This is a genomic window from Pantoea phyllosphaerae, assembly GCF_051025595.1.
Lineage (GTDB): Bacteria > Pseudomonadota > Gammaproteobacteria > Enterobacterales > Enterobacteriaceae > Pantoea.
The window spans coordinates 388,245-411,949 of record NZ_JBPFDE010000001.1 but is presented as its reverse complement, the minus strand read 5'-3'; the positions used below and the strand labels follow the sequence as shown (position 1 = coordinate 411,949).

The 23,705-nt window shown below is 56.4% G+C and carries 28 protein-coding genes and 1 tRNA gene; 15 read left to right on the top strand and 14 right to left on the bottom strand.

Annotated features, from left to right (window positions below; genetic code table 11):
- Positions 1-18 precede the first annotated feature (18 nt).
- The 4 genes from fliQ to ACR6A7_RS01860 all read left to right on the top strand — a co-directional run bounded on the left by fliQ (position 19) and on the right by ACR6A7_RS01860 (position 4,192).
- Positions 19-288, top strand: coding sequence for a flagellar biosynthesis protein FliQ (fliQ, locus tag ACR6A7_RS01875; protein ID WP_434123064.1), 270 nt, complete (start codon positions 19-21; stop codon positions 286-288).
- Positions 288-1,073 (top strand): flagellar biosynthetic protein FliR, encoded by a 786-nt coding sequence (fliR, locus tag ACR6A7_RS01870; RefSeq protein ID WP_434123063.1) that lies wholly within the window; start codon positions 288-290, stop codon positions 1,071-1,073. The genes fliQ and fliR overlap by 1 nt, the downstream gene beginning before the upstream one ends.
- 635 nt (positions 1,074-1,708) lie before the next feature.
- Positions 1,709-2,344, top strand: coding sequence for a transcriptional regulator RcsA (gene rcsA / locus ACR6A7_RS01865; protein WP_033749830.1), 636 nt, complete (start codon positions 1,709-1,711; stop codon positions 2,342-2,344).
- A gap of 135 nt (positions 2,345-2,479) precedes the next feature.
- Entirely contained in the window at positions 2,480-4,192 is a 1,713-nt protein-coding gene (locus ACR6A7_RS01860; protein ID WP_434123062.1) for a methyl-accepting chemotaxis protein, read from the top strand.
- Between the two features lie 100 nt (positions 4,193-4,292).
- On the opposite strand, the gene dsrB is transcribed toward ACR6A7_RS01860, so the two are convergent.
- Complete coding sequence (gene dsrB, locus ACR6A7_RS01855) at positions 4,293-4,487, bottom strand: protein DsrB (RefSeq protein ID WP_434123061.1); 195 nt, start codon at positions 4,485-4,487, stop codon at positions 4,293-4,295.
- Positions 4,488-4,541: 54 nt separating this feature from the next.
- Complete coding sequence (locus ACR6A7_RS01850; protein WP_033749833.1) at positions 4,542-4,700, bottom strand: YqaE/Pmp3 family membrane protein; 159 nt, start codon at positions 4,698-4,700, stop codon at positions 4,542-4,544.
- Positions 4,701-5,059: 359 nt separating this feature from the next.
- Between ACR6A7_RS01850 and ACR6A7_RS01845 the strand changes: the two genes are divergently transcribed.
- The 3 genes from ACR6A7_RS01845 (at position 5,060) to ACR6A7_RS01835 (ending at position 7,680) form a co-directional block, all read left to right on the top strand.
- Positions 5,060-5,293, top strand: a complete 234-nt coding sequence (locus tag ACR6A7_RS01845) for a DUF2525 domain-containing protein (RefSeq protein ID WP_434123060.1) — start codon at positions 5,060-5,062, stop codon at positions 5,291-5,293.
- A gap of 344 nt (positions 5,294-5,637) precedes the next feature.
- Entirely contained in the window at positions 5,638-6,447 is an 810-nt protein-coding gene (locus ACR6A7_RS01840) for a mannosyl-3-phosphoglycerate phosphatase-related protein (RefSeq protein ID WP_434123059.1), read from the top strand.
- 12 nt (positions 6,448-6,459) lie between these two features.
- A complete protein-coding gene (locus ACR6A7_RS01835) occupies positions 6,460-7,680 on the top strand; it encodes a glycosyltransferase family protein (protein ID WP_434123057.1) in 1,221 nt (406 codons plus the stop codon).
- Here the strand turns inward: ACR6A7_RS01835 and dgcQ are convergent.
- The 6 genes from dgcQ to ACR6A7_RS01805 all read right to left on the bottom strand — a co-directional run bounded on the left by dgcQ (position 7,677) and on the right by ACR6A7_RS01805 (position 11,701).
- The gene (gene dgcQ / locus ACR6A7_RS01830) at positions 7,677-9,326 is read right to left on the bottom strand and encodes a cellulose biosynthesis regulator diguanylate cyclase DgcQ (protein ID WP_434123055.1); all 1,650 of its coding nucleotides are present in this window, start codon (positions 9,324-9,326) and stop codon (positions 7,677-7,679) included. The genes ACR6A7_RS01835 and dgcQ overlap by 4 nt on opposite strands.
- 109 nt (positions 9,327-9,435) lie before the next feature.
- Positions 9,436-9,615: a YodC family protein gene (locus tag ACR6A7_RS01825; RefSeq protein WP_434123054.1), complete on the bottom strand. Its 180-nt coding sequence runs from the start codon at positions 9,613-9,615 to the stop codon at positions 9,436-9,438.
- A gap of 176 nt (positions 9,616-9,791) precedes the next feature.
- Positions 9,792-9,923 carry a hypothetical protein gene (locus ACR6A7_RS01820; protein WP_255351574.1) on the bottom strand — a complete coding sequence of 44 codons (132 nt, stop codon included), beginning with the start codon at positions 9,921-9,923 and terminating at the stop codon, positions 9,792-9,794.
- 41 nt (positions 9,924-9,964) lie between these two features.
- Complete coding sequence (locus tag ACR6A7_RS01815) at positions 9,965-10,876, bottom strand: DUF808 domain-containing protein (protein ID WP_434123053.1); 912 nt, start codon at positions 10,874-10,876, stop codon at positions 9,965-9,967.
- A gap of 10 nt (positions 10,877-10,886) precedes the next feature.
- Complete coding sequence (locus tag ACR6A7_RS01810) at positions 10,887-11,159, bottom strand: hypothetical protein (protein ID WP_434123052.1); 273 nt, start codon at positions 11,157-11,159, stop codon at positions 10,887-10,889.
- Positions 11,160-11,224: 65 nt separating this feature from the next.
- On the bottom strand, positions 11,225-11,701 hold the full coding sequence (locus ACR6A7_RS01805) for a very short patch repair endonuclease (RefSeq protein WP_434123050.1): 477 nt from the start codon (positions 11,699-11,701) through the stop codon (positions 11,225-11,227).
- Between the two features lie 187 nt (positions 11,702-11,888).
- On the opposite strand from ACR6A7_RS01805, the gene dcm reads away from it, so the two are divergent.
- The gene (dcm, locus tag ACR6A7_RS01800) at positions 11,889-13,283 is read left to right on the top strand and encodes a DNA (cytosine-5-)-methyltransferase (RefSeq protein ID WP_434123049.1); all 1,395 of its coding nucleotides are present in this window, start codon (positions 11,889-11,891) and stop codon (positions 13,281-13,283) included.
- Positions 13,284-13,398: 115 nt separating this feature from the next.
- Positions 13,399-14,991, top strand: coding sequence for a methyl-accepting chemotaxis protein (locus ACR6A7_RS01795; protein WP_434123048.1), 1,593 nt, complete (start codon positions 13,399-13,401; stop codon positions 14,989-14,991).
- Positions 14,992-15,030: 39 nt separating this feature from the next.
- On the opposite strand, the gene ACR6A7_RS01790 is transcribed toward ACR6A7_RS01795, so the two are convergent.
- Both ACR6A7_RS01790 and ACR6A7_RS01785 read right to left on the bottom strand, forming a co-directional pair.
- Complete coding sequence (locus tag ACR6A7_RS01790; protein WP_434123047.1) at positions 15,031-15,282, bottom strand: Arc family DNA-binding protein; 252 nt, start codon at positions 15,280-15,282, stop codon at positions 15,031-15,033.
- A gap of 78 nt (positions 15,283-15,360) precedes the next feature.
- Positions 15,361-16,059: a phosphohydrolase gene (locus ACR6A7_RS01785; RefSeq protein ID WP_434123046.1), complete on the bottom strand. Its 699-nt coding sequence runs from the start codon at positions 16,057-16,059 to the stop codon at positions 15,361-15,363.
- A gap of 604 nt (positions 16,060-16,663) precedes the next feature.
- Here ACR6A7_RS01785 and ACR6A7_RS01780 point away from each other — a divergent pair.
- The 3 genes from ACR6A7_RS01780 (at position 16,664) to ACR6A7_RS01770 (ending at position 18,457) form a co-directional block, all read left to right on the top strand.
- A complete protein-coding gene (locus tag ACR6A7_RS01780) occupies positions 16,664-17,341 on the top strand; it encodes a hypothetical protein (protein ID WP_434123045.1) in 678 nt (225 codons plus the stop codon).
- A 160-nt stretch (positions 17,342-17,501) separates the two neighbouring features.
- Positions 17,502-18,278 carry a DgsA anti-repressor MtfA gene (mtfA, locus tag ACR6A7_RS01775; RefSeq protein ID WP_434123044.1) on the top strand — a complete coding sequence of 259 codons (777 nt, stop codon included), beginning with the start codon at positions 17,502-17,504 and terminating at the stop codon, positions 18,276-18,278.
- Positions 18,279-18,381: 103 nt separating this feature from the next.
- Positions 18,382-18,457: transfer RNA gene (locus ACR6A7_RS01770), tRNA-Asn, on the top strand.
- A 391-nt stretch (positions 18,458-18,848) separates the two neighbouring features.
- On the opposite strand, the gene ACR6A7_RS01765 is transcribed toward ACR6A7_RS01770, so the two are convergent.
- Positions 18,849-19,106: a LysM peptidoglycan-binding domain-containing protein gene (locus ACR6A7_RS01765; protein WP_434123043.1), complete on the bottom strand. Its 258-nt coding sequence runs from the start codon at positions 19,104-19,106 to the stop codon at positions 18,849-18,851.
- A 401-nt stretch (positions 19,107-19,507) separates the two neighbouring features.
- Between ACR6A7_RS01765 and ACR6A7_RS01760 the strand changes: the two genes are divergently transcribed.
- The 3 genes from ACR6A7_RS01760 (at position 19,508) to ACR6A7_RS01750 (ending at position 20,596) form a co-directional block, all read left to right on the top strand.
- The gene (locus ACR6A7_RS01760; protein WP_434123042.1) at positions 19,508-19,768 is read left to right on the top strand and encodes a GlsB/YeaQ/YmgE family stress response membrane protein; all 261 of its coding nucleotides are present in this window, start codon (positions 19,508-19,510) and stop codon (positions 19,766-19,768) included.
- Positions 19,769-19,789: 21 nt separating this feature from the next.
- A complete protein-coding gene (locus tag ACR6A7_RS01755; RefSeq protein WP_434123040.1) occupies positions 19,790-20,170 on the top strand; it encodes a YidB family protein in 381 nt (126 codons plus the stop codon).
- 81 nt (positions 20,171-20,251) lie between these two features.
- Complete coding sequence (locus tag ACR6A7_RS01750; protein WP_434123038.1) at positions 20,252-20,596, top strand: hypothetical protein; 345 nt, start codon at positions 20,252-20,254, stop codon at positions 20,594-20,596.
- A 219-nt stretch (positions 20,597-20,815) separates the two neighbouring features.
- Here ACR6A7_RS01750 and ACR6A7_RS01745 read toward each other — a convergent pair whose 3' ends face one another.
- Genes ACR6A7_RS01745 through ACR6A7_RS01735 form a run of 3 tightly spaced genes read right to left on the bottom strand, consistent with a single transcriptional unit; the run spans position 20,816 to position 23,517 of the window.
- Complete coding sequence (locus ACR6A7_RS01745; protein WP_434123036.1) at positions 20,816-21,568, bottom strand: alpha/beta fold hydrolase; 753 nt, start codon at positions 21,566-21,568, stop codon at positions 20,816-20,818.
- Between the two features lie 8 nt (positions 21,569-21,576).
- On the bottom strand, positions 21,577-22,641 hold the full coding sequence (locus ACR6A7_RS01740) for a class I mannose-6-phosphate isomerase (protein WP_434123035.1): 1,065 nt from the start codon (positions 22,639-22,641) through the stop codon (positions 21,577-21,579).
- An 18-nt stretch (positions 22,642-22,659) separates the two neighbouring features.
- Positions 22,660-23,517 carry a glucose 1-dehydrogenase gene (locus tag ACR6A7_RS01735; protein WP_434123034.1) on the bottom strand — a complete coding sequence of 286 codons (858 nt, stop codon included), beginning with the start codon at positions 23,515-23,517 and terminating at the stop codon, positions 22,660-22,662.
- Between the last annotated feature and the right edge of the window lie 188 nt (positions 23,518-23,705).

Here is a 23,705-nt window from a genome sequence, read left to right as displayed (position 1 = left end):
GATTTCCCGGAGAAACAAATGACGCCAGAATCCGTGATGTCAATGGGCCAGGATGCGCTGCGCCTGGCGCTAATGCTCGCCGCGCCGCTGCTGCTGGCGGCGCTGGTCAGCGGCCTGATTATCAGTTTGCTGCAGGCCGCAACCCAGGTGAACGAGCAGACACTTTCCTTCATACCGAAAGTGCTGGCCGTTGCAGCGACGGGCGTGATTGCCGGCCCCTGGATGCTAAATCTGGTGCTGGACTATATCCGCACCCTCTTCAGCAACCTGCCTTATATGATCGGCTAATGGTTACTCTCGACAGCGGCCAGCTGGTTCACTGGGTCAGTCAGTTTTTCTGGCCGCTGGCGCGTATACTGGCGCTGTTCGCCACGGCGCCACTGCTGAGCGAGCGTGCTATCAGCAAACGCGTCAAAATTGGCCTGGCGGCGTTAATCACCTGGATAATGGTGCCAACGCTGCCTTCCGTCGAGGTCACGCTGTTTTCGCCCGCTGGCTTCTGGCTGCTGCTGCAGCAGATGCTGATTGGTATCGGGCTGGGGTTCACGATGCAGCTGGCGTTTGCTGCAGTGCGCCTCTCTGGCGAGGTGATTGGTCTGCAGATGGGCCTCTCTTTCGCCACCTTTTTCGATCCAGGCAGTCGTTTAAATATGCCGGTTCTGGCCCGTTTTCTCGACATGCTGGCGATGCTGCTGTTCCTTACCTTCAACGGGCACCTCTGGCTGATCTCGTTGCTGGCGGATAGTTTTCATACATTGCCAATTGGCGGACAGCCGTTAAACGCCAACGCCTTTAACGCACTGGTCAAAGCAGGCGGTTTAATTTTCCTTAATGGCATGATGTTAGCGCTACCCTTAATCGTTTTGCTGCTTCTGGTAAACCTGGTACTGGGTTTGTTAAACCGTGTTACACCTCAACTCTCTATTTTCGCCGTGGGCTTCCCGATTACCTTAACAGTGGGAATTTTGACTATGGGGCTGATGATGCCTCTGGTTGCGCCCTTCTGTGAGCATCTGTTCAGCGAAGTCTTTGATTTACTCGCCCAGTTTCTTTCGGAACTCTCTCACCCCTGATGATTAAGTATCTCACTATCATTCTGAAGTGATACTTAAGCCAGCTAAAACATTCTGTGCATTTTTCAAACCAGTTTTCTAAGAAATCAACTAAGGAAATTCTGATAAGTGAGAAGTGACTCTGAAAATTATTCTTATTAAACCCCGCTTCAAGTATTTTATTTCACAGATTCCCGGCACAGCTAACCCGGTGGAATCGTTGACAATATCGGCAACAGGTTGTTTTGGAACAAAAAAAATCCTTTCACGATTTTTCTTGTCAGGACCATTTTTTTCCGGCATTGTCAACACTCGCTAAAACGTCACACTTTCGCGAATCAAATGTTTTTAAGAATCGTCCTATCAGCATTGACTTTGTTATGCGCGATAGTGACGAGGATCTCAAAACAGGGTGTTATGCACGCTTATTGCAAACCGCCAGCGATTCCCGCTATCACTGGCGGAATAAGTGACGTCAAGGCAGCACAAAAACAACTTTGCAGAAACGGGTCAGGGAAGAATACTTTTGGCAGGCATATGGCCTGTCGCCAGACTGCTGAGCAGAATAAAAAAGTGTCTTAGAAATCTCTCTCGTACCGCAACGCGTAATTCATCGTTGATTTAAACGGATAACAAATTGGTGAGGGTCGCTAAACATGCCAACGATTATTATGGATTCATGCAACTACACACGCCTGGGATTATCGGACTATATGTCCTGTAAGGGAGTCAAAAAGAAAAACATCTTTTCTGTCTCCGATATTGAGCAATTACAGCAGCGCTGCGAACAGTTAAAACCTGGCGTAGTGTTTATTAACGAAGAATGTTTCATCCATGAATCCGATTCCAGCGACCGCATTAGAAATATTATTATGCAGCACCCGGAAACGCTGTTTTTCATCTTCATGGCTATTTCTAATATCCATTTTGAGGAATACCTCTACGTTCGTAAGAACTTGATTATTACATCAAAATCGATAAAAACAACGACACTTGACTCATTACTCAGCACCTATTTGCAGAAAAAGCTCAATGCGTCTACCCGTATTTCTTCAGGTCTGGATGTACACCCTCTGACGTTAAGTCAGACGGAGTCAAATATGCTGAAAATGTGGATGTCAGGCCATGACACCATTCAGATCTCAGACAAGATGCAAATTAAGGCCAAGACGGTTTCGTCACACAAAGGCAATATTAAACGCAAGATTAAAACCCATAACAAACAGGTTATCTATCATGTAGTGCGTTTAACTGACAATGTGACGTCAGGTATCTATGTCAATGTGAGATAATCAACTCGCGAAAAAAACCGGCCGCCAGGCCGGTTTTTTTTCGCCTTTTTTGCGAGCCAGATCTCACTCCGCTCCCTAACCCTTTCCCCTTCTCTGCCGATGTTAGTTTCATAACCCCGACATGAGATCAAGGATATGAACACACTACTGGATTCATCCACGCCGTCCAAAGCTGGCCTCTGGCGCAACCTACGCCTGGTGCCGCTTTTCAGTATGATTTTCGGCGGTATTCTGCTGCTGTTTGCCCTCTGTATCGCCCTTGCCAGCTATTTTCTCATCCAGAGCAATCAGTCGCTTAAGGATGCCACTGACGAAATCCAGGTGCGTATGGGGCTCTCTAACAGCTCCAACCACCTGCGCACCGCGCGCCTCTATATTATTCAGGCGGGCGCCGCCGCCCGCATCGGCGAGATGGATGAGTTTCGAGCCAGCGTCGCCGCCACTGAGAAACGTATTCAGCAGGCGCAGGAGGGCTTTAAGATTTATCTGGCACGTAAAATTAAAAACCCCGAAGATATTGCACTTGATGCCCCGCTGACGGCGCGCTTCAACGACTATGTCGAAAAGGGGCTGAAGCCGATGATCAACGCCGGCAAGCAGGGCAGCTTCGAAGGCATTATTGCGCAGGAGACCGACGTCACGCGTAAACTCGATAACGCTTATAACGAGGTGCTGCTCCAGGCGATCAAACTGCGTACTCAGCGCGCCGAGGCGATTAACGCCATGGCGGAGCATCAGTCGCGTATCGGCTTTATCGCGATGGCGGTCGCCTTCGCCATCGCCTTGCTGCTGACGCTGATGACCTTTGTATTCCTGCGTCGCGTGGTGATCAGCCCGCTGCGCCAGTCGGTCGCGCGTATTGAGCGCATTGCCAAGGGCGACCTCACCGCCCCGCCGGAACCGCACGGCCGCAGTGAAATTGGCACGCTGCTGCATAATTTGCAGCTGATGCAGGATTCGCTGGTGAAAACCGTCGGCACGGTGCGTGAAGGCGCGGTGGCGATCTATCAGGGTTCCGGCGAAATCTCTGCCGGGAATACCGACCTCTCTTCCCGTACCGAACAGCAGGCCGCCGCGCTGGAGCAGACCGCTGCCAGCATGGAGCAGTTGACCGCCACGGTAAAACAAAACGCCGAAAACGCGCATCACGCCAGCCAGCTGGCGGCAGATGCCTCAGGCAAAGCCCGCAGCGGCGGCGAGCTGGTGAGCGGCGTGGTGAAAACCATGACCAATATCTCCGGCAGCTCAAAGAAAATCGCCGAAATCACCAACGTCATCAACAGTATCGCCTTCCAGACCAATATTCTTGCGCTGAACGCCGCGGTGGAAGCGGCGCGCGCGGGCGAGCAGGGCCGGGGCTTCGCGGTCGTGGCCAGCGAGGTGCGCAGCCTGGCGCAGCGCAGCGCCCAGGCAGCCAAAGAGATTGAGTCGCTGATTGCTGAGTCGGTCAATTTGATTAAAGACGGTTCGCATCAGGTAGGTGAAGCGGGCGAAACCATGGGTGAGATCGTCGAAGCGGTACGCCGCGTGACCGATATTATGGCGGAAATCGCCGCCGCCTCGGATGAACAGAGCCGCGGCATTCAGCAGGTCAGCCAGGCGGTTACCGAGATGGATAACGTCACGCAGCAGAACGCCTCGCTGGTGGAAGAGGCCTCGGCAGCCGCCGCATCGCTGGAAGATCAGGCGGGCAAACTTACCAGGGCTGTCGCCGCTTTTCGTCTGCAGGACAACCCGACGCTGACAACGGCAACGGCCGCCGCTGCAGCGCCCGCGCTGAAATCGCCGGGCCTGACGCCACGCCCGGCGCTGGCGACGCCCGGCAACGATAACTGGGAAACGTTTTGAGGCGCCTTTATCCGTTTTAAATCAGCATAAAATAAGGCGCCGTCAGGCGCCTTATTATTGCTGCGATGTTCAGAGAGAATAAAAGCAAAGCGCTGTGCCGCTATTCCGCCAGATAAGGCTCAACAAATATTCCTTCCGGATGGTCGCCCTCATTAAAAAACCAGATGCCGAGCGGATAATCTTCCAGCGCCACCAGATACATAACCCCTTCGTTGAATGGCTCTACGGCGAGAACAGTGCCGAGGCGGCGCGGGCCGCCATCGGTCTTCACGGTGACGCGGTCATTGACCTTCATGCGCGTTGCTCCTGATGATTTTCCTGTGCATCAGTGTAAACGATGAGGCCCGCCTCAGCGACGCGCAATCACCCAAACCGCATGAATAATGCCGGGGATGTAGCCGCACAGCGTCAGGAGAATATTGAGCCAGAAGGCGCCGCCAAAACCGACCTGCATAAATACGCCCAGCGGCGGCAAAATAATGGCGATAATAATGCGTAACAGATCCATGGTCTCTCCTTGTCGCGTTATGGGTTAACTTCGCCTGTAATTATAGACGATGCCGCTGATTACAAAGGAAAAACCAGGTAAATTTACGTAAGCGGGCACTTTTTCGCTTTCTTAACGTTTCGCTACAAGAGTTCTGACACGGTAACCTTTTACACTTCTTTTACTGCTCCACCCCAAAGGGGCAGTCAACCTAAAAGTAACAAGGATTTTGCCCGCGCAGCGCGGGCTTTTTTTTGCCTGCTGCTTTTCCCGCCGCAAAGTTATTCGCCTGCCCAGACCGCCGTCTATACTTAGTCGATCCGTCGCACTCTGTGGTCGGAGAGAAGCAAACTATCCTTTTAGACAAAAGGAGAGCAATGATGGCGCAAACCAAACAGGGTAGCCCTGACCTTCAGCCCGATGAGAAATCTGATGTGGAATCGCTGCTCGACAGCCTGCCGCGCAGCACGGCGGTTCTCACGCAACCCCTTCCCGAGGCGGACAGCAGCCGCCATCTCAGAACCGGCGGCCGAGCCTGGGGAAACAGTATTGAGCTGGCGGACGAATATGAACTTGATATTCGCGACTGTACCTGTAACGAGATGAACCGCTAACCGCAGGCCAAAAAAACCCGGCAGGGAGCGCCGGGGAAGTAATTACGTAAATTCGTTACATCAGGAAATGCTTAATACCTTTGCAGAATACGCCTGACCGGCATTAAGACAACTCCTGGCTATGCACAATACTGCTGCCCTTTTTGCTTATACCCCCTGATGTTACCGGAAACAGCCTGACTTCAGGCGCTTTGCACCATGCGTTTTTTGTGCATCCCGTTTCGCTTTGCCGCTGCGTTTTAAGAATTATCCTGGAAGTGCCGCCCGTCAGGAGAAAAGCAGGCGCAATTCTCCATCAGCTATAATACTGAAAATCCGCCAGTTAATGTCGCAAGGAGCCTGCTATGCCCAGTTTGCAACAGCCGCTGTTAGTGATTACCGATCTGGATGGTTCCCTGCTCGATCATCATACCTACCGCTGGGATGCCGCCGCAGACTGGCTGGCCGAGCTGCAGCGCCAGCAGGTACCGGTCGTGCTCTGCTCCAGTAAAACCGCTGCGGAAATCGCGCCGCTGCAAAAGCGCCTCGGCCTGACGAATACCCCCTTTATCGCGGAAAACGGCGCGCTGGTGCAGATGTCGGCGCAGCGACGCGAGCGCATCCCGCCGGAGAGCCTCACCTATGAGGCGCTCTGCCGCACGCTGAATACGCTCCAGTCGGGCTTTCGCTTTCAGGGCTTCAGCCGCTTCACCGATGTCGAAGTGGCCGCGATGACCGGTCTTGCCGAAAGCGACTCGGCGCTGGCGCGCCAGCGCGAAGCGTCGGAAGTGATTGTCTGGCGCGATGACGAAGAGAAGCTGGAGGCGTTTCGCGCCGCGCTGGCGCAGCACCAGCTGCAGCTGACGCAGGGCGGACGCTTCTGGCACGTTATGCCCGCAGGCAGCGGCAAAGGCGAAGCGCTGCGCTGGCTGCTTAGCCAGTATGACAGTGCGCCCGCCACTATCGGCCTCGGCGACGGCCCCAACGACGCGCCGATGCTGGATGCGGTTGACTACGCCGTGGTGATAAAAGGCTACAGCAAAACGCCGGTCACGCTGACCCGACAAGACAAGCAGCGGATCTACCATACGGCGCACTACGGCCCCGAGGGCTGGAAAGAGGGACTCGACTATTTTCTGACCCAGCCCGATGAAGCCGCAACCACTGATGATTAAAAGGATGGCGCGATGAGTGATTTTTATCAGAATGGCGTGATTACCAATTTCCACAATCTGACCAACCGCAGCGTTGAGTCGCTGGAAAAAGAGATGGTGCGCTTCGCGCGCAAGCGCAAAATGGGACTGATTCTCCCGTCGCTCTTTTCTGAACTGGAAGGGCCGGCGCTGGGCAATATCGTCGATGAGCTGGCCAAGGTGCCCTACCTCGACGAGATCGTTATTGGGCTCGATCGCGCCGACCGCGATCAGTTCCTCTTCGCGCGCGAATTTTTTTCGCGCCTGCCGCAGCGCCACCGCATTTTATGGAATGACGGCCCGCGCCTGAAGGCGATTGACGCCGAGCTGGATAAAGAGGGGCTTTCGCCTTCTCAGCCCGGCAAAGGACGCAACGTCTGGTTCTGCACCGGCTTCACCCTCGCCTCGGATCGCACCCAGTGCGTGGCGCTGCACGACTGCGATATCGTGACTTACGAACGCGGCATGCTGGCGCGCCTGCTCTATCCGCTGGCGAACCCGGCGTTTCAGTATGAGTTCTGCAAAGGGTTTTACGCGCGCGTCGCCGACGGCAAGCTAAACGGCCGCGTGGGACGCTTGCTGGTCGGTCCGCTGCTGCGCTCGCTGCAAAAGGTGTATGGCCACTCGGAGTATCTCGACTATCTTGCCAGCTTCCGCTATCCGCTGTCGGGCGAATTCGCCATGCGCACCCACGTGCTCAACGGCATTAAAATTCCCGGCGACTGGGGGCTGGAGATTGGCGTGCTGTCGGAAATCTACCGCAACTACACCACGCGTCAGACCTGCCAGGTGGAGATCGCCGACAACTATGATCATAAGCATCAGCCGCTGGCGGAAGATGACGGCACCGGCGGCCTGAAGCGTATGAGCAGCGATATCGTGCAGTCGCTGCTGCGTAAGCTGGCGACGATGGGCGTGCCGCTTACCAGCGACTCGTTCCGCGTGCTGAAGGCGACCTACTACCGCAACGCGCTCGATATCATGGAGACCTACAACCACGAAGCGGCGATGAACGGCCTGAAGTTTGACCAGCATATCGAGGAAGCGGCGGTAGAGATGTTCACCCAGTCGATTCTGGAGGCGGGACAGGCCTTTATCGAACGTCCTAACGACAAGCCGTTTATTCCCAGCTGGAGCCGCGTCCAGTCCGCCTTCCCCGATATTCTGCAGCGTATCTATCAGGCGGTGGAAGAGGATAACGCCGGCAACGTCTAACCTCCGGCGACTACGCGGTTGCGGCCCTGACGTTTCGCCAGATAGAGACGGCGGTCCGCTTCCGCCTGCAGGCGCGTCGCCTGGTAGTCGCCCCGCTCTTCGCTGCTGGCGACGCCTGCAGAGAGCGTCACGCTAAAAGCGTGGCTGGCGTTGACCAGAATGGTTTTTGCCGCCAGCCGCGCGCGCATCCGTTCCGCGACCTCTTGCGCCTCTGCCAGCCCGGTCTCTGGCAGCACCACGCAGAACTCTTCGCCGCCGACCCGGCCGGCCAGATCCTTTTCCCGCAGCGCCTGGGAAATAATCGCCGCGACGCGTATCAGCGCCTGGTCGCCCGCCTGATGACCCCAGGTATCGTTTACGGCTTTGAAGTGGTCGATATCGAGCTGGATGACCGTCAGCGGCGCGTTAAGCGCACGACAGCGCGCTACCTCTGCGTCGAAGCGTTCGAAAAAGGCGCTGCGGTTAAGCAGACGCGTCAGGCCGTCATAGCTGGCACGCCACGCCAGCCGCTCGGAGAGCTGGCTCAGCCGCCGTACCAGACGCACAATAATTTGATGTGCCAGCAGCAGCAGCAGCACGAACAGCAGCCACATCGTCAGCATAAACAGCATGGCGCGTCCTAAATCCTGGCGCAGCCCTTGGGCCAGGGTTTGCTGATTCACCAGATAGCCGTCGACGTTTTTTAGCCTGCTCCAGCTGATGAACTGCTGATCCAGCCGCAGCGTGCCCTGCGGCTGCCGCGCAATCTGCGCGTAGAGCCGCTGCCGTGCCTTTTCGCTCAACGGCTTGCCGTCCGGCGCATCAAGGGAGGCCACGGGCTGCTGCGCCTTGTCGAGCAGCAGCACGCTGCCCAACAGCGCGCTGCGACGCATCGTGCTCAACTGGCTGGCGATACGCTGCTGGGTGAAATCCATCGACAGTGCGCCATACCAGTAGCCGTTATAGAGGATGGGCGTCGTCGCCGTCAGCATGGCCCCCTCCTTTTCCGCGCCCTGATAGACGCCCGACCAGCGCAGCTGCGGTGGGGGCGCCAGCGTCGCCATCGCCCTGAACCAGGGGCGCGAAACCATGGTGGCATAGCTGGCTGAGACCGCGGAAAGCGTTTGCGGCGGACGCGAGCTGATAAAGAAGCCCGCGCGCGAGGTGTACCAGAAGCGCGAGTGAAAATCGGCTGCCGCATCGCTGAACTGCAAAATGAAACTGAACTCCAGCGCCGCAAGCAGCTCCTCATGGAGCCGCGCCTCATCACGCTGCAGCAGCGCATCCTGCGTCAGCCAGCTGTCGCCGACGCCGTTTATTGGCATGCTGCGCGGCATATTGAGCCGCAGCTGCCAGGCGGGCTGCGAGCGCAGCTGCTGAAACTGCGCCAGCGCATAGCGCGCATGGTGAGGATCGAGCGGATGCGCCAGCGCATAGGTAAGCATGCGGCGGTAGTAGATCATCCCGTCAATACTCTCCTGAAACTGACTCTCCAGCCTGCTCTGCATCTCCGCCAGCGCGGCGCGCTGACGATCTTCATAATTGCTTTTCAGGATATGGAGTTCGCGCCATGTCAGAAAGAAAGAGAAGAGAAAGACCGCTAAAAACAGGAGATGAACGCGCAGTTCAGGAGATAATTTTCGCACGGAGAGCGGCAAAGCAGCCATTAGCAACGGTGCTCCGAATAACTGACATCGGGTGAGTATAACAGGCGTGGGAAAGTAAAAAATGCGGGAAGTCACGGGGGATGGTCAGCGCATCCCCGTTGAACAGCGCTTAGCTGGCGAGCGGACTCTCAGAAATCGCGTGGCTCAGCTCATCCTGATGAAAGGCTTCGCGGCGCACGGCGTAGCCGTCATACCAGCGACACTCCACCATGCCACTGGCGTAGCCGGTAACCACCATGGCAGGCCCGCCCTCTTTATGCTGCACCTCATCGCTAATCGTAAAGCTCATTACGCCTCCCTCCTCTGACCGTTGACTGAACCATTTTATCTATAGCAGCCATCTGGACATCCTGCCCGTAAAGGCAGGGAAAAAAGCGTAAATTCAGATTAAAGCAGTAAGAAATAGTGAAAATAAAAAAGCGGATAAGCATGCTTATCCGCTTTTAACCTCTGCTGGCGCTGAAATCAGATTTTGCAGCCTTCGCAATCCGCTTCGTCGCCTAAGTCGTCAGGCACTTCATTGACCTTTTCTGCCGCTTTGGCTTCGGCCTGCTCAAGCTGGGCATCAATATCAAATTCAAACATATCGTCGTTCATGGCGTTCTCTCTCCTGACTTCACATCATATGACAGTGCGCTTTATACCGATTTACCGCGCAGTTTAGCAATCAGATTCACCGCTAACAGCACGATCGACCCAACGATAAAGCCGAGCACCAGGTTGGCGCCGTTGCTGAGCAAACTGGCCACCAGCCCGCTCATACCGCCAGTGATCGATTCGATCAGATGATGCAGCGGCGTCAGGCCGTGCACGATGATGCCGCCCCCGACCAGGAACATCGCCAGCGTGCCAACTACCGTTAAAATCTTCATCAGCCAGGGGGCGAACGCCAGCAAAAAGCGACCGATGCCCTGCGCGACGGAGGAGGACTTCTCATTCAGCCAGTAGCCGAGATCGTCGATTTTAACGATGGCGGCGACGATGCCATAAACCCCAATCGTTACCAGGATAGCGATGCCGGCGAGGATCAGCACCTGATTCAGCAGCGGCGCATCGGACACGATGCCGAGGGTAATGGCGACAATTTCGGCAGAAAGGATAAAGTCGGTACGCACCGCGCCTTTGACTTTGTTCTTCTCGAATTCGCGCGGATCCTGCTGCGCCAGTTTGTCCAGCCGCTGCTGGCGCGCCTCCGGGCTTTTCTCCTGTTTATCATGCTGCAGGCTGTGCAGCACTTTCTCTACCCCTTCATAGCAGAGGTAGGCGCCGCCGATCATCAGCAGCGGCGTGATAAGCCAGGGCGCAAAGGCGGAGATCAGCAGCGCCAGCGGCACCAGGATCAGCTTATTGAGAAAAGATCCCTTGGCGACGCCCCACACCACCGGCAGTTCACGATTGGCCTTCACGCCCGTTACCTGCTGCGCGTTCAGCGACAGATCGTCGCCCAGCACGCCCGCGGTTTTTTTCGCCGCCACTTTACCCATGACGGAAATATCATCCAGAAGTGTTGCAATATCATCTAATAAAGTCAGTAAGCTGGATCCTGCCAAAATCTCTTCCTTATTCCGGTTCGTTATGTTGACAACAGGGACAGCGCTCCAGCGTCGCGACGGTAATGTCTGCGATGCCGTCGCACTCCCACTCTACGCGGACCGCGCCGGACAGCTCGCCTGCATGCAGGTATTTGCTAACCGGGCTTTCCGTCATGCCGGTGATCTCTTCCGTCGCGACCAGGGTGTCGCCAATATAAACGCGCGCGGTCGCATGGGCGTTGACCATGCGCTCGTCGCGCAGCTGATAGAGGCGTTTTACCGTCAGTTTAATACTGTTCATCCACAACTCCTGATCGCAGGGAAAGGCGAAATCTAACCCGGCGAAGCTGGCAAGGCAAGGCGGCCTCAGCGCGGGCGATAGTGCTGAATGCCGTTGTGATCGATCTCAGCGCTCTCATCCATCGCCAGCAGCCACTCCTCCAGCCGCTCCTGCAGATCGCCGTCGCTGAGCCGCAGTTTGTTACGCAGCGCGCACTCCCAGATAATCAGCACTTTCCAGCCGCTCTCCTGCAGCTGACGCACATAGCGGTTATCGCGCTCGACGTTGCTGTTGATCTTGCCAACCCAAAACTCGGTGCGCGTCGCCGGCACCTTAAAGAGATAGCAGTGGTGGTGATGCCAGAAACAGCCATGTACAAAAATAATTGCCTGCTGCTCCAGCAGAACGAAATCGGGACGGCCCGGCAGGTTCTTGTCCTGAACGCGGTAAGCGAAACCGCGATCTTTGAGCAGTTGTGCCACCCGCAGTTCAATGGCGGTGTCCTGCTGGCGTATCGCACGCATATTTTTGCTGCGCGTCGTGCTGGAGTGTACATCGGCCATGGCGTCTCCTTTTTGCCTTCTCTATCAACTTTAGCCTGCCTCACTAAAAGCGAAAGCCTGCGCCGCGCTTAGCGAGGCGGGTGAAATCCTGGCGATCCGTCTCGCGACAGCCTCAAGGCATCGCGCGCCAATTTCTTCGCGGCCAGAGGAGTGTTAGCATAGCCCGTTCACAGTTAAGGAAAAACGCATGCTTGTCGATGACGCCACCGCAATGACGGAACCCGCTTCTCCCCTGCTCTCTGCCGATAGCGAAACCGCTGACCTGATGCGCCAGGCGCTGGCGATTTACGCCGCGCGCGATTTAGCCGCGACATTTCACCAGGCGGGCTTCCACGACTGGACGCCGCAGCAGCTGACCCGTCTGCGGCAAAACAAAAGCGCGCTGCCGCCCTTGAGCGAAGGCGAACTCACGCTGTTGCGTAGTCTGCTGCCGACGCGTCCGGCTCACTACGACAACCCGCTGTTTCGCTTTATCGATCTCTTTGCGGGCATCGGTGGCATCCGCCGCGGCTTCGACGCCATCGGCGGAAAGTGCGTTTTTACCAGCGAGTGGAACAAAGAGGCGGTGCGCACCTACAAGGCGAATCACTACAGCGATCCGCAGGAGCACCACTTCAATACCGATATCCGCCTGATAACCCAGCCCGACGGCCTGAGTGACGAGGCGGCTATCTACCACTATATCGACGCGGCGATCCCCGACCATCAGGTGCTGCTGGCCGGTTTTCCCTGCCAGCCGTTTTCGCTGGCGGGCGTCAGCAAAAAGAATGCGCTGGGCCGCGCGCACGGCTTCGAGTGCGAAGCGCAGGGCACGCTGTTTTTCGACGTGGCACGCATTATCGCCGCCAAAAAGCCGCCGATTTTCGTGCTGGAAAATGTCAAAAATCTCAAAAGCCACGATAAAGGCCGCACCTTCGCCGTCATTATGGCGACGCTGGACGAGCTGGGCTACGACGTGGCAGACGCCGATGCCGCCGCGCCGGACGCGAAAATCATCGACGCGCGCCACTTTCTGCCGCAGCACCGCGAGCGTATCGTGCTGGTCGGCATCCGCCGCGACTATCCCTTCAGCAACAGCCTTTCGCTGCGACAAATCCAGCAGCTCTATCCGCCTGCGGTACCGAGCCTGCAAAGCCTGCTGGAGCCTGAGCCGGAAGAGAAATATATTCTTTCTGCCCAGCTGTGGCGCTACCTCTACGACTACGCCAGAAAGCATAAAGCGAAAGGCAACGGCTTCGGGTTCGGGCTGAACGATCCGCGTCAGGCCGACGTCTGCGTCCGCACGCTCTCGGCGCGCTATTACAAAGACGGCTCGGAAATCCTTATCGATCGCGGCTGGGATCGCGCGCTGGGCGACGCAGATTTCAGCAATGTTGCCAATATGGCGCGCCGGCCTCGCCGCCTCTCCCCGCGCGAGTGCGCGCGCCTGATGGGCTTTGAGGCCCCGGGGGAGTGCCATTTCCGCATTCCGGTTTCCGACACCCAGGCCTACAAGCAGTTCGGCAACTCGGTGGTGGTGCCGGTTTTCGCCGCGGTGGCGAAGCTGCTGTTGCCCTACATCCGGCAGATTAACCAGGCATAACAGGTCCATAATTTCCCTTAGTCAGGCGCATTATGCTGTTTTTCAGCCCGTGCGCCCGCTGTCACAAAGCTGTCACGCAACCAGCGAATACTCGCTTTTATTTTCAGGTTGCGCTATGTCCTCTGTCATGTTGTCAACTCGCCGTTTTCGTCTGCGCAGGCCGGGATTTCCCGGCTGGCTCAGCAGCCTGCGCGGCAACTTTATCCTGTTCGTTATCCTTTTCTGTCTGCTGCAGGCGCTGGGCGTTGCGCTGCTCGCGGCACAGGTCACTCATACGCAGCGTGCGCTGACGCAGAGCGCATTGCTGCGGGAAAGACTGGCCCTGCTCGATAAAGCGCGCATCGAACTTCTTACCGCCAGCGACAGCAGCCACCGCGCAGGCATCTATCTGATGCAGGATCAGCAGAGCGGCTCGGTGGACAGCTGGAAAAGCCTGGCCGACAGTGCCAACGCCTCACTGCGGCAGGCGAAAGCGCTGTTCGCCCGCTACCATGCTGACCAGAACAGCGCGCTGGCTCAGGGCTTTACGCTGCTGACGCAGGGGCTGGAAGAGCAATTAAAAGGATTGAGGGAGAACCAAATCGACGCCTTTTTCATGGTGCCGATGCAGGCCTGGCAGCAGCAGTTTAACGACGCCTGGTTCGCGGAGATCGACGCAGCCAACCGCGCGCTCGGCGCGGTCAACCGCAGCACGCTGGCGAGCATGACGCAAAGCCGCAACCTGTCGCTGCTGGTCAGCGCGCTGCTGTTTGCGCTGCTGCTGGTGGGCGGCGTGCTGCTGGCGCGCGGCGTTATCGCGCCGCTGCGCCACGCCAGCGGCCAGCTGCAGCGCATCGCCACCGGCAATCTGCTTCCGCCCCCCCCTGCCGGACGGCTGCAGCCGCGCGAAACGCAGCAGCTGTTCAGCGCCATGGCGGAGATGCGCCACGGGCTGCGCCACATTGTTGATGAGATCAATACCATCGCCGCCAGCGTGGCGGCAGGCGCAGGCGAGATGCAGCAGCACAACGCGCGCGCAAGCGCTCAGCATCAGGCGCAAAATGCCAGCTTCACCCATTTGTCGCAGCGGCTGCGCCGCGTGGCTGATGAGGTAGAGAGCGGCGCGCAGATGTCGCAGCAGGCGACCCAGCAGGCGCACGACGCCGATCGCCTGATGCAGCAGTGCGTCTCGCGAGTAGATGAGATGGAGACGCAGATGCGCCAGATTGTCGCCGCTTCCGGAGATATCGCCGGGATCGTCGAGATGCTGGATAGCCTTTCGCTGCAAACGCGTCTGCTGGCGCTTAACGCGGCGATTGAGTCTGCCCACGCCGGCGTCTATGGCCGCAGCTTTTCCGTGGTGGCCAAAGAGATAGGCCTGCTCTCCAGCCAGAGCAGTGCATCGACGCAGCGCATCGACGGTTTAATCCAGCACACGCAGCAGCATGTCACCCAGGGCTTTGATAAGGTCAAGCTGCTGGAGGCGCTGTTTCAGACCATCAGCAGCGCGGTAGCCGATATCGCCGCGCAGCTGCAGGCGCTGCAGCAGAACGCCACGGGACAAAGCGCGCGCGTCAGCCATATCGCTGCCGAAATCCACAGGCTAGACGAGACGCTGCAGGCCAATACCGAGCTCAGCACAGAGCAGCAGCGGGCCGCCGATGCTCTGCAGCAGCAGGCGGCGCGTCTGGCGCAGAGCGTGCGGCAGTTCCGCATGGAGCAGGCGTAAACGCCGCCCATAAAAAACCCGTCTCGCGACGGGTTTTTTCTATTTCTTCTTCCTGGACTGCTTCTTTAGCAGGGCGCGAAGCTGTTTAACCTCGGCAGCGGAAAACGCGTTTGACGCGGTTTCCGCCGTGTCCTGACTGTCTACCGCCGAGGCGGTGGGCGGCAGCAGGCTCTCCTGTAAACGCTGAACAATCTCCTGACTCATTGAGATCTGATTCTCCAGCGCCAGCTGCTTGAGCTGCTCTTTCAGCGCCGGATCGATCTTAATCGTCAAATTTACCGTCTCAGTCATTCCATTACTCCCTTCGTTAGTTGTCATCAACCTAGCGGAAGTCACGAAGATTTAACAGACTGTCATAAAAATTTAATATTAGGCGCGTAAGGGGCTGAAATCGCGCAATACTGACTCGTCAAAGCTGGTGAGATTACCCTGCAGCTCGGCGCACAGCTTCGCCATATAGTGCACCAGGAAATCGGCGTTATGCTGCGCCAGCGCCCTGCCCGCCTCGGTTTGCATGGTATCGGGCAGCCGCAGCAGCTTTTTTTGAAAGTGATCGAGCGTCCAGTTGACGTCGTTGAGCTCGCGCATCTTGCCGAGCGGGTCTTCATTATCGAACAGTGGCCGGTTAAGCGCGCCCGCCGTATAGAACACCCGCGCCAGCCCGATCGCGCCAAGCGATTCGAGCCGATCGGCGTCCTGCACGATTTTCGCCTCCAGCGTTTCCGGCGTGATAGCGGCGCTGAAGCTGTGCGCCTTAACGGCGTGCGCCACTGCCGGGATCAGTGCGTCAGGAAAGTCGGGAAAATCTTGCGTCAGGATGCGCGCCGTCTCTTCAGCGGCATAGGTCGAGGCAAGATGGCGTTCAGGGTGATTTTTCGGCAGATTGACCACATCGTGGAAATAGCAGGCGGTGAGCACCACCAGCGGGCTGGCGTCACTGCCTGCCATAATACGCTGCGCGCTCATCCAGACACGGCGCAAATGGGCAATATCGTGCGCCTTGTCATCATGAATCCAGTTAATCTGAAACCAGCTTTCGAAGCGCGTTTGCCAGAGTGAGAGCGACATGGCTTATCTCCCTGTTAATGTTTAGGTACCGGTCTTAACATCTGACCGTACGCATTGGGACGTCATCTTACCGAGTAGCTGATGACAAATTTTTGACACAGGGTGGTGTAAAATACGCAGTGATAAAACCGGCCCGAAAAAAAGGGGGCCGGAATCGAGTTATAGCGCTAATTCAAGCCTTATCCCAGTTTTTAACAGACTTTCAGCATTAACCCATATCAATTATCTTAAGTAAAACTTATTAATAGCGCTCAAGATTCACGCACTGTATCTGAAGCGATCGTGGCGCCTGATGGCCAGCAAAACCTGGCATCACTCAGGATATTTCTACTTTGTGAAGGTTAAAGAATCTGAAAAGGTTCCAAAATCGCGCGATATAACGTACTGTATCCGGGTTATACCAGGTAAGGGACCACTTAGTAGACTCGGACTGGTGCGTTTTTTGCATTTTCGCTTTTTCCTAAAGGCAAATCGTTGTGTTGCCGTTACTGTAAGGCATCAAATTGTTAAGCAGACTGATGTAAATTCATCAGCGCTACACGCAGGTGCAAGACATCGGTTTAATGCATGTCTACCGGGCTCTATTTATATTCAGAGGTAATCAATGAAAGAACGGCCGATTCTTTTTTCCGAACAGCGGGTTCGCGCCCTGCTGGTTGACCAGCAAACCCAGACCCGGCGAATCATGAAAACGCAGTCTTTCGGACCCGGTCAGGATCATCATGAAGGTGTGCATGCCTTTGACGTTAACGCCAACCATCTGCACGGCTATAAACTGATGTCGATGGCGGATATCAGCCAGCACTGCCCCTACGGCAAGCCGGGCGATATTCTCTGGGTGCGCGAAACCTGGCGCGGACCTATCGTGCCGGAAAACGATCTGGCGGAGTATGAGCGCGATCCGGTGCCGTTCCGTCAGCCGGCGTTTTGCCAGTACCGCGCTGACAGCAACGAGCTGGGACACCATACCCAGAGCGGCCCGGAAGCCGATCAGTTCGGCTGGCAGACCGCCATTCACATGCCGCGCTGGGCCAGCCGCATCAACCTGCAAATCACCGCCGTGCGTGCGGAAAAAATCCAGGATATTAGCGAAGATGACATCATGGCCGAGGGCGTGCAGACCGATTCGCACTTCCTTAATAACTTTTTCACCATGAACATGAATGCAGAGTCACCTAAAGAGGCCTACCGCAAGGCGTGGCAGAAGCAGTACGGCGCGACCAGCTGGGAGGTGAATCCCTGGGTGTGGGTGATCGAATTTAAGCGCGTCGCGCGCAATTAATAGCGCTTTGCGGGCTGAATCACAGACAAATTGCATGCTAAGCGGTTGAATAGGCAGCTTTCACCCCTGCAGCCAGATTAAGGTGCCAGCGACCGCTTCGGATGCTGGCATTTTTTCTGCCGGTCAGGATAGCGCGGGTAATTCGTCAGCGAGTATTGCGATGTTTAAATGGCCGTGGAAAAACGAGAACCGCACCGCCCTTGCCGACCTTCCCTGGCAACAGGCGCTGGCGCAGCCGGTGTTCAGCTGGCTGGACGAGGATGAGCAGCAGGCGCTGATCGCTATGGCGCAGCGTTTTCTGCAGCAGAAGAAACTGGTGCCGCTGCAGGGTGTCGAGCTGGACGAACTGCCCAGCGCGCGTCTCGCCCTGCTCTTCTGTCTGCCGGTGTTAAAGCTGGGGCTGGAGTGGCTGGACGGCTTCCACGACGTGCTGATCTACCCGGAGCCTTTCGAAGTGGCGGACAGCTGGGAAGATGAGCAGGGGCTGGTGCATCACGCCGCCGCGGTGCATGCCGGGCAGAGCTGGACGCAGGGCCCAATCGTGCTCAACTGGCTCGACCTGCAGGACGCCTTCGATCTCTCTGGCTATAACCTAGTGATCCATGAGGTGGCGCACAAGCTCGACGCGCGTGGTCGCGGCTATACCAGCGGCATACCGGTCATGGCGCTGCGTGACGTGGCGGTATGGGAAAAAGATCTGCGCGCCGCGATGGACGAGATTGAAAATGAGGTTGAACTGGTCGGCGAACAGGCCGCGACGATCGATCCCTACGCCGCCAGCGATCCCGCCGAGTGCTTTGCGGTGCTGTCCGAGTATTTTTTTACCGCGCCTGATTTGTTATACGAACGCTTTCCAGCGATGTATCGTCACCTGAGTCAGTTTTATCGCCAGCATCCGCTGCCGCGTTTTGACGGCTTTTTCACCGCCACCGCTTAATTCGCGATCGCTTTGCTGTAAAGCTAGCCAGTTGAATGCTAATATCTTTTTCGCTGTTGACAGGCCGGAGCGCGGCCATTAATATGCGCCCCATCGACACGATTCCTCTGTAGTTCAGTCGGTAGAACGGCGGACTGTTAATCCGTATGTCACTGGTTCGAGTCCAGTCAGAGGAGCCATATTTGTACTTTCATGCCGCTTCGCGAATCTCGCTACGATGCAGGTTCAACGGCAGGCGTGAAAAGCCTTTCCGATGCGCGACCGCTGTCTGCAGCGCATCGGACAACAAAGGCGGTCTGATTTCGCAGACTTTCATCGTCCTGATGGCTTGACCGCCCCCTCTCTGAAACGCCTTCAATACGCCGCCTCTACTTTCTAACCACCCACTTTACCCGCATTCAATATTTCCATTATCCCGACTATCTGGCTATAAAATCGCATCAAGAGAATATCTCCTCCTCCCTGCCTCAATGACCCACAAGCGCTGACAAAGTGACGCACCGGCAGGCGAAACATAAATGCCAGCTGCGGCCTGTTCATAGCAGCTGGCCTAAAGAAATAGTCTGGCCGCTACTCGGGAATGTGCAGCACCTGACCCGGCGCGATGTTATCAGGGTTGGTCAGCGTAGATTTGTTCGCTGCAAAAATCTTCATATAGAGAGAAGCATCGCCGTAAAAATGTCTGGCAATAGCGCTTAGCGTATCGCCGGATTGCACGGTATAGGTGCGCTCATCTTTATTCGCCGTTGTGCTTTTCGCTTCGGTGTTGTTTTCCACTGTCTTAAGCAGATCGCTGCCGATATCTTTAACCTTATCTAAAATACTCATCTTCTGACCTTATTTTTCAACACGACATATTTTTTAGTTTAGCCTGTAGATTATAAGCAAACCCAGCCTTGCAAACATGCAATAGAGAATAAACAGGAAAAAAATTATTACTTGTCAATGTAGTTATCATTTACCCGTAAATATACACATGCGTTCCATTATTATTGTCTGGAATATTGACACCATCAGAAGAGATACAAAAAATTAACGCCATCTCTATAATAAAAAACATCAGATTAGCCTTCCTGTCATTTTCCTGGGCAACGAGGCGCGTCCGCCTTATCTACTCTTCGATTGTTTACCCGAGGTTTAGGATGAAGATTGTCATGAAAATAACGCTCCATATAACATAGCTGCCTGGCGTGGTTTAATCAGATCAATTGATCATTAAGGAGTGCACAATGGGGATATTATCATGGATTTTTTTTGGATTAGTCGCAGGCGTTCTGGCACGCTGCATAATGCCAGGTAAGGAACATTTGGGAATCGTTATGACCATTCTGCTGGGTATCATCGGCGCGCTGATTGGTGGCGCGATCAGCATGGAACTGGGATTTGGCAAAATCAGCGGCTTCAACCTTTACAGCATTTTGATTTCAACTGCGGGCGCCATTATCGTTTTGTTTGCGGTACACAAAATCAGAGCGCTAAAACAAGCATAAACAGGACGGGAGGTAAAAAAGATGGGTTTACTGAATACTATTCTGGAGCTGGTTGGCGTTAATGATAAGGCCGGTCAGGAATTAAAAGGCGTATTGCAATGGATAGAACAGCAAGGGGGTATTCACGCCATTGTTGACCATCTGCAGGCGGGTGAATTTAGCGATATCGTCAAATCCTGGCTCGCCGATGAGAATAATATGGCCATCAGCAGTGATATCGTGAAAAAAATGTTTAGCGCGGAAGCGGTTCAACAGTTAGCCAGCAATGTCGGCGTAAACAGCGAAGATGCCGCTAGCCTGCTGGCTAAATATCTTCCCCAGTTAGTTGACAAGATCTCATCTGCGGGTGCCATTGCTAAAGATGCCGATCTTGCCTCTGTTATTAGCGGATCCCTGCGCTAAGGCAAGCAGCAGAAGATTGTAGCCCCGGCGCATTATCTGGGGCTTATCGTTCTGCCCGGTATCGACAGAGTTGAGTGACAGATGATCATTCCTAAAGCCAGATTTTTAAGGCAATGCTATTTGAAAAATTTATCCCAGTCGCAAAATATCGCGCAGAGAGAATCTTTTCGAATTACCAACGATATCGTCAACGCGCTGCGACAGCCGGAAAAGCATAAGCTCGGATCTTTTGTGTATGCTGGCCTGAAAGAAAAGTATCCTCTTCTGTCGAGCGGTGCATTTGAAGAATATCTGACGGAGATTAAGAGCAAATTTGAAGAGGCGGGTTACCGGGTGAAATATACCTTTGCTAATAACGACCTCTCTTTCCATATTGACTGGAGAAGCGAAGAGATAAGCCAGAAGGTAACTGATAAGAGCGAATAGTTGCATGACTCTCAGCCCTGTGTCACCGCTAAATCTGGGTTAACAGACGTCAAGCCGCACTGCATCAGCCTCGCATTTTGCTGGCCTGTTATGCCCGCTTTTTTTAACAGCAAACGACTTTTGATTCAGTCACCCAGCCTCTTACCTTACCAGCCCCAGCAGGAGCCCGCTCAGCGCTACCTGAGCGGGCCGGATGATTTACTGTGTTAATCCCACGCCTCAGCGCGCGCGCTGCGCAAATGCCAGCATCCCCTCCGCCAGCGCCTGCGGCGTCTGCATCGGCAACAGATGTCCGGCGCCGTCGATAATCTCCAGCTCGCCCTGTGGCAAATGAGCGCGCATCACCTCAAGCTGCGCTTCCACGCCTGGCACGTTGCCATCCTCGCTGCCGAGCACCATCATGGCAGGCAGTTCAAGACGGCCAATCTGTTCGCGCAGATCGTCGCGGCTGCCGTGCAGCGCCCAGGCGCGAAAAGCGGCCGGCGCGGCGCGTTGCGCATCGGTAATCGCCACCTCGCGCAGCACATCCGGCAGGCGCGTGGAGCAGGCGCCATCAACAAAGGTTTCCGCCTGCTGGCGCGAGCCGTCAAACGCGGCCTGCGCCTGGCGATCCTGCTCGCTCATTGGCTGCGGTCCAGGTGGCGAAGGTGCGACCAGCACCAGGCGCTGAAGGTAATCGGGCCGTCGGGCAGCCAGCGCCAGCGCCACTTTTCCCGTCATGGAGTGGCCAACGAGAATCACCCTTTCCAGCTGCAGGTGGCGAAGGGTTTCATCCACCCGATCCGCCATTGCAGCCACCCCATACTCCTCCCTGTCCGATGCGGCGCCAAAGCCCGGCATATCTAACGCCACGCAGCGGGCGGCGCGGTCAAGCCAGGGCAGCACAGGAAACCAGGTGCGGTGCGACCCGCCCAGATAATGCATCAGCACAAACGTCGTTTCACCCTCTCCCTGCAGGCTAAAAGGCAGCATAGATCCTCCTATATCATCGTGCCGTGAATGTCGCCCAGCCGCGCAATCTCCGCCTCGCTATAGCCCGCCTGCCGCAGCGGCGCGATCACCTCGCGCGCCAGATCGGGCACATAGCCGATCAGCAGTTCGCCAGCGTCGCGCAGCGCGACCTCCGCCAGCGCAGCGGGCAGCAGCAGCGATTCGGCGCGGCCCAGCGCGACGCTAACGCCATTCGCCTCGACCGTTAACGGCTCGCCGAGGTTGGAAAGGATACGCGCGCTATCAAAGCTGAACCGCTGTGGCTCGCTAAAGCGCCAGCGCTCCAGCGCAAAGTAGGGGCCCGCGCAGCAGAAGCGCCGCGTCAGCCCTTCCACCTCTAACGTCAGCCCCGGCTGCGGCGTACAGCGCAGTTCCGGCCGCAGCTCCTGCAGCATTGCGTCGATATTCTTTTCCCACTCCTCTTGAGAGAGGCGCGACCCATCCTCCATGCGCCACGGCATCGCGTGCTGCTGGATATTGGAGGTCTGCTCAATCTCATAGATCAGGGTATCGGGACCAAAGCTGTGCAGCATGCCGCCGGGCACATAAAAGGTGTCACTCGCTTTTACCGGCACCCGATGCATCACCGCGTCGTAATCCTGTGCCAGCAGCGCGGCCTTCAGGCGAGCACTCTCCACGCCGTCGCGCACGCCCAGCAGACAGGTGGCGTCAGGCGCAGCCCATAAGATATGCCAGGCTTCGCTTTTGCCATTCGGCTGCTGCTCCAGCCGCTTCGCCAGCGCGTCGTTAGCGTGCAGGTGAACCGGAAGCATGCCGCTTCCGTCGATAAACTTGCTAAGCAGTGGGAAAAAGGGGCCGCGCCAGCCGGGGGCGACCATCTCATCAGGATAGCGTTCGGTGAGCTGGCGCAGCGTCTGGCCCGCCAGCTCGCCGTTGGTGACGGAGGCGATCATGCCGTCCACATCGCTGATTTCCCAGCTCTCCGCCACGCGCGTCTCAGGCAGCTCCGCTTTTCCTAACTGCTCTCTGATACGCTGCCCGCCAAAGATATGGGTGGCGAGGGGCGTAGTCAGCTTTAAAGGATAGGCGTTCATCTCTCCTCCTGGACGACATTAAATAACCGCGACGCCGCCTGTAACCGCAATAGTGGCGCCGGAAATATAGCTGGCCTCGTCGCTGGCGAGCATCACATAGGTCGGGGCGAGCTCAGCAGGCTGTCCCATACGCTCCAGCGGCACTTCGCTGCCGAAGCTTTCCACCTGCTCCGGCGGCATGGTGGCCGGGATCAGCGGCGTCCAGATGGGGCCAGGCGCAACGGCGTTGGCGCGGATCCCTTTCTCCGCCAGCAGCGCCGCCAGACCGCCGGAAAAGTTTACGATCGCGGCTTTGGTCGCAGAGTAAGCCAGCAGTTTCGGCTTCGGCTGGTCGGCATTCACCGATGCGGTATTGATAATGGAACCGCCAGCCGGCATGTGCGGCACTGCCGCCTTGCAGATATAGAACATGGCGTAGAGATTGGTTTTCATGGTGCGATCGAATTCATCATCGCCGATCTCCTCCAGCGCGGTGCGCGTCATCTGGAAGGCGGCATTGTTTACCACGATGTCGATCTTGCCGAAGCGCTCAGCGGTCTGCGCCACGATGCTGCGGCAATGCTCCGCCTCAGTCACATCGCCTGCGATCAGCAGCGCCTGCTGGCCCGCCTCTTCCACCCGTTTCGCCGTATCTTTCGCGTCTTCATGCTCATCCAGGTAGGAGATCACCACGTCCGCGCCTTCGCGGGCGTAGGCGATGGCAACAGCGCGGCCGATGCCGGAGTCGCCGCCGGTAATAATGGCGGTTTTGCCCTTCAGGCGGCCGGAGCCCTGATAGCTGGTTTCACCGTGATCGGGTTTTGGATCCATTTTGAGGAAGCTGCCGGGCCATTTCTGCTGCTGCGCCTGCTGAGGATTCTGGGGACGATCTGTCATAGGTTCTCTCCTTTTAGCCACGCTTTCACGCTTGTCAGTAGAGCTGAATCGTTATCAGCCTCGAGCGCTAAGTGTAGCAGCCATGTCAGAAGCGCAAGTCTGCCCACTAAGCGTAACGGGTTGAAGGCTCAGCGATTTTAGCGGAAAGGGAGCGTAAAAAAGCCCGCACTGGGCGGGCTGAGCGGGCT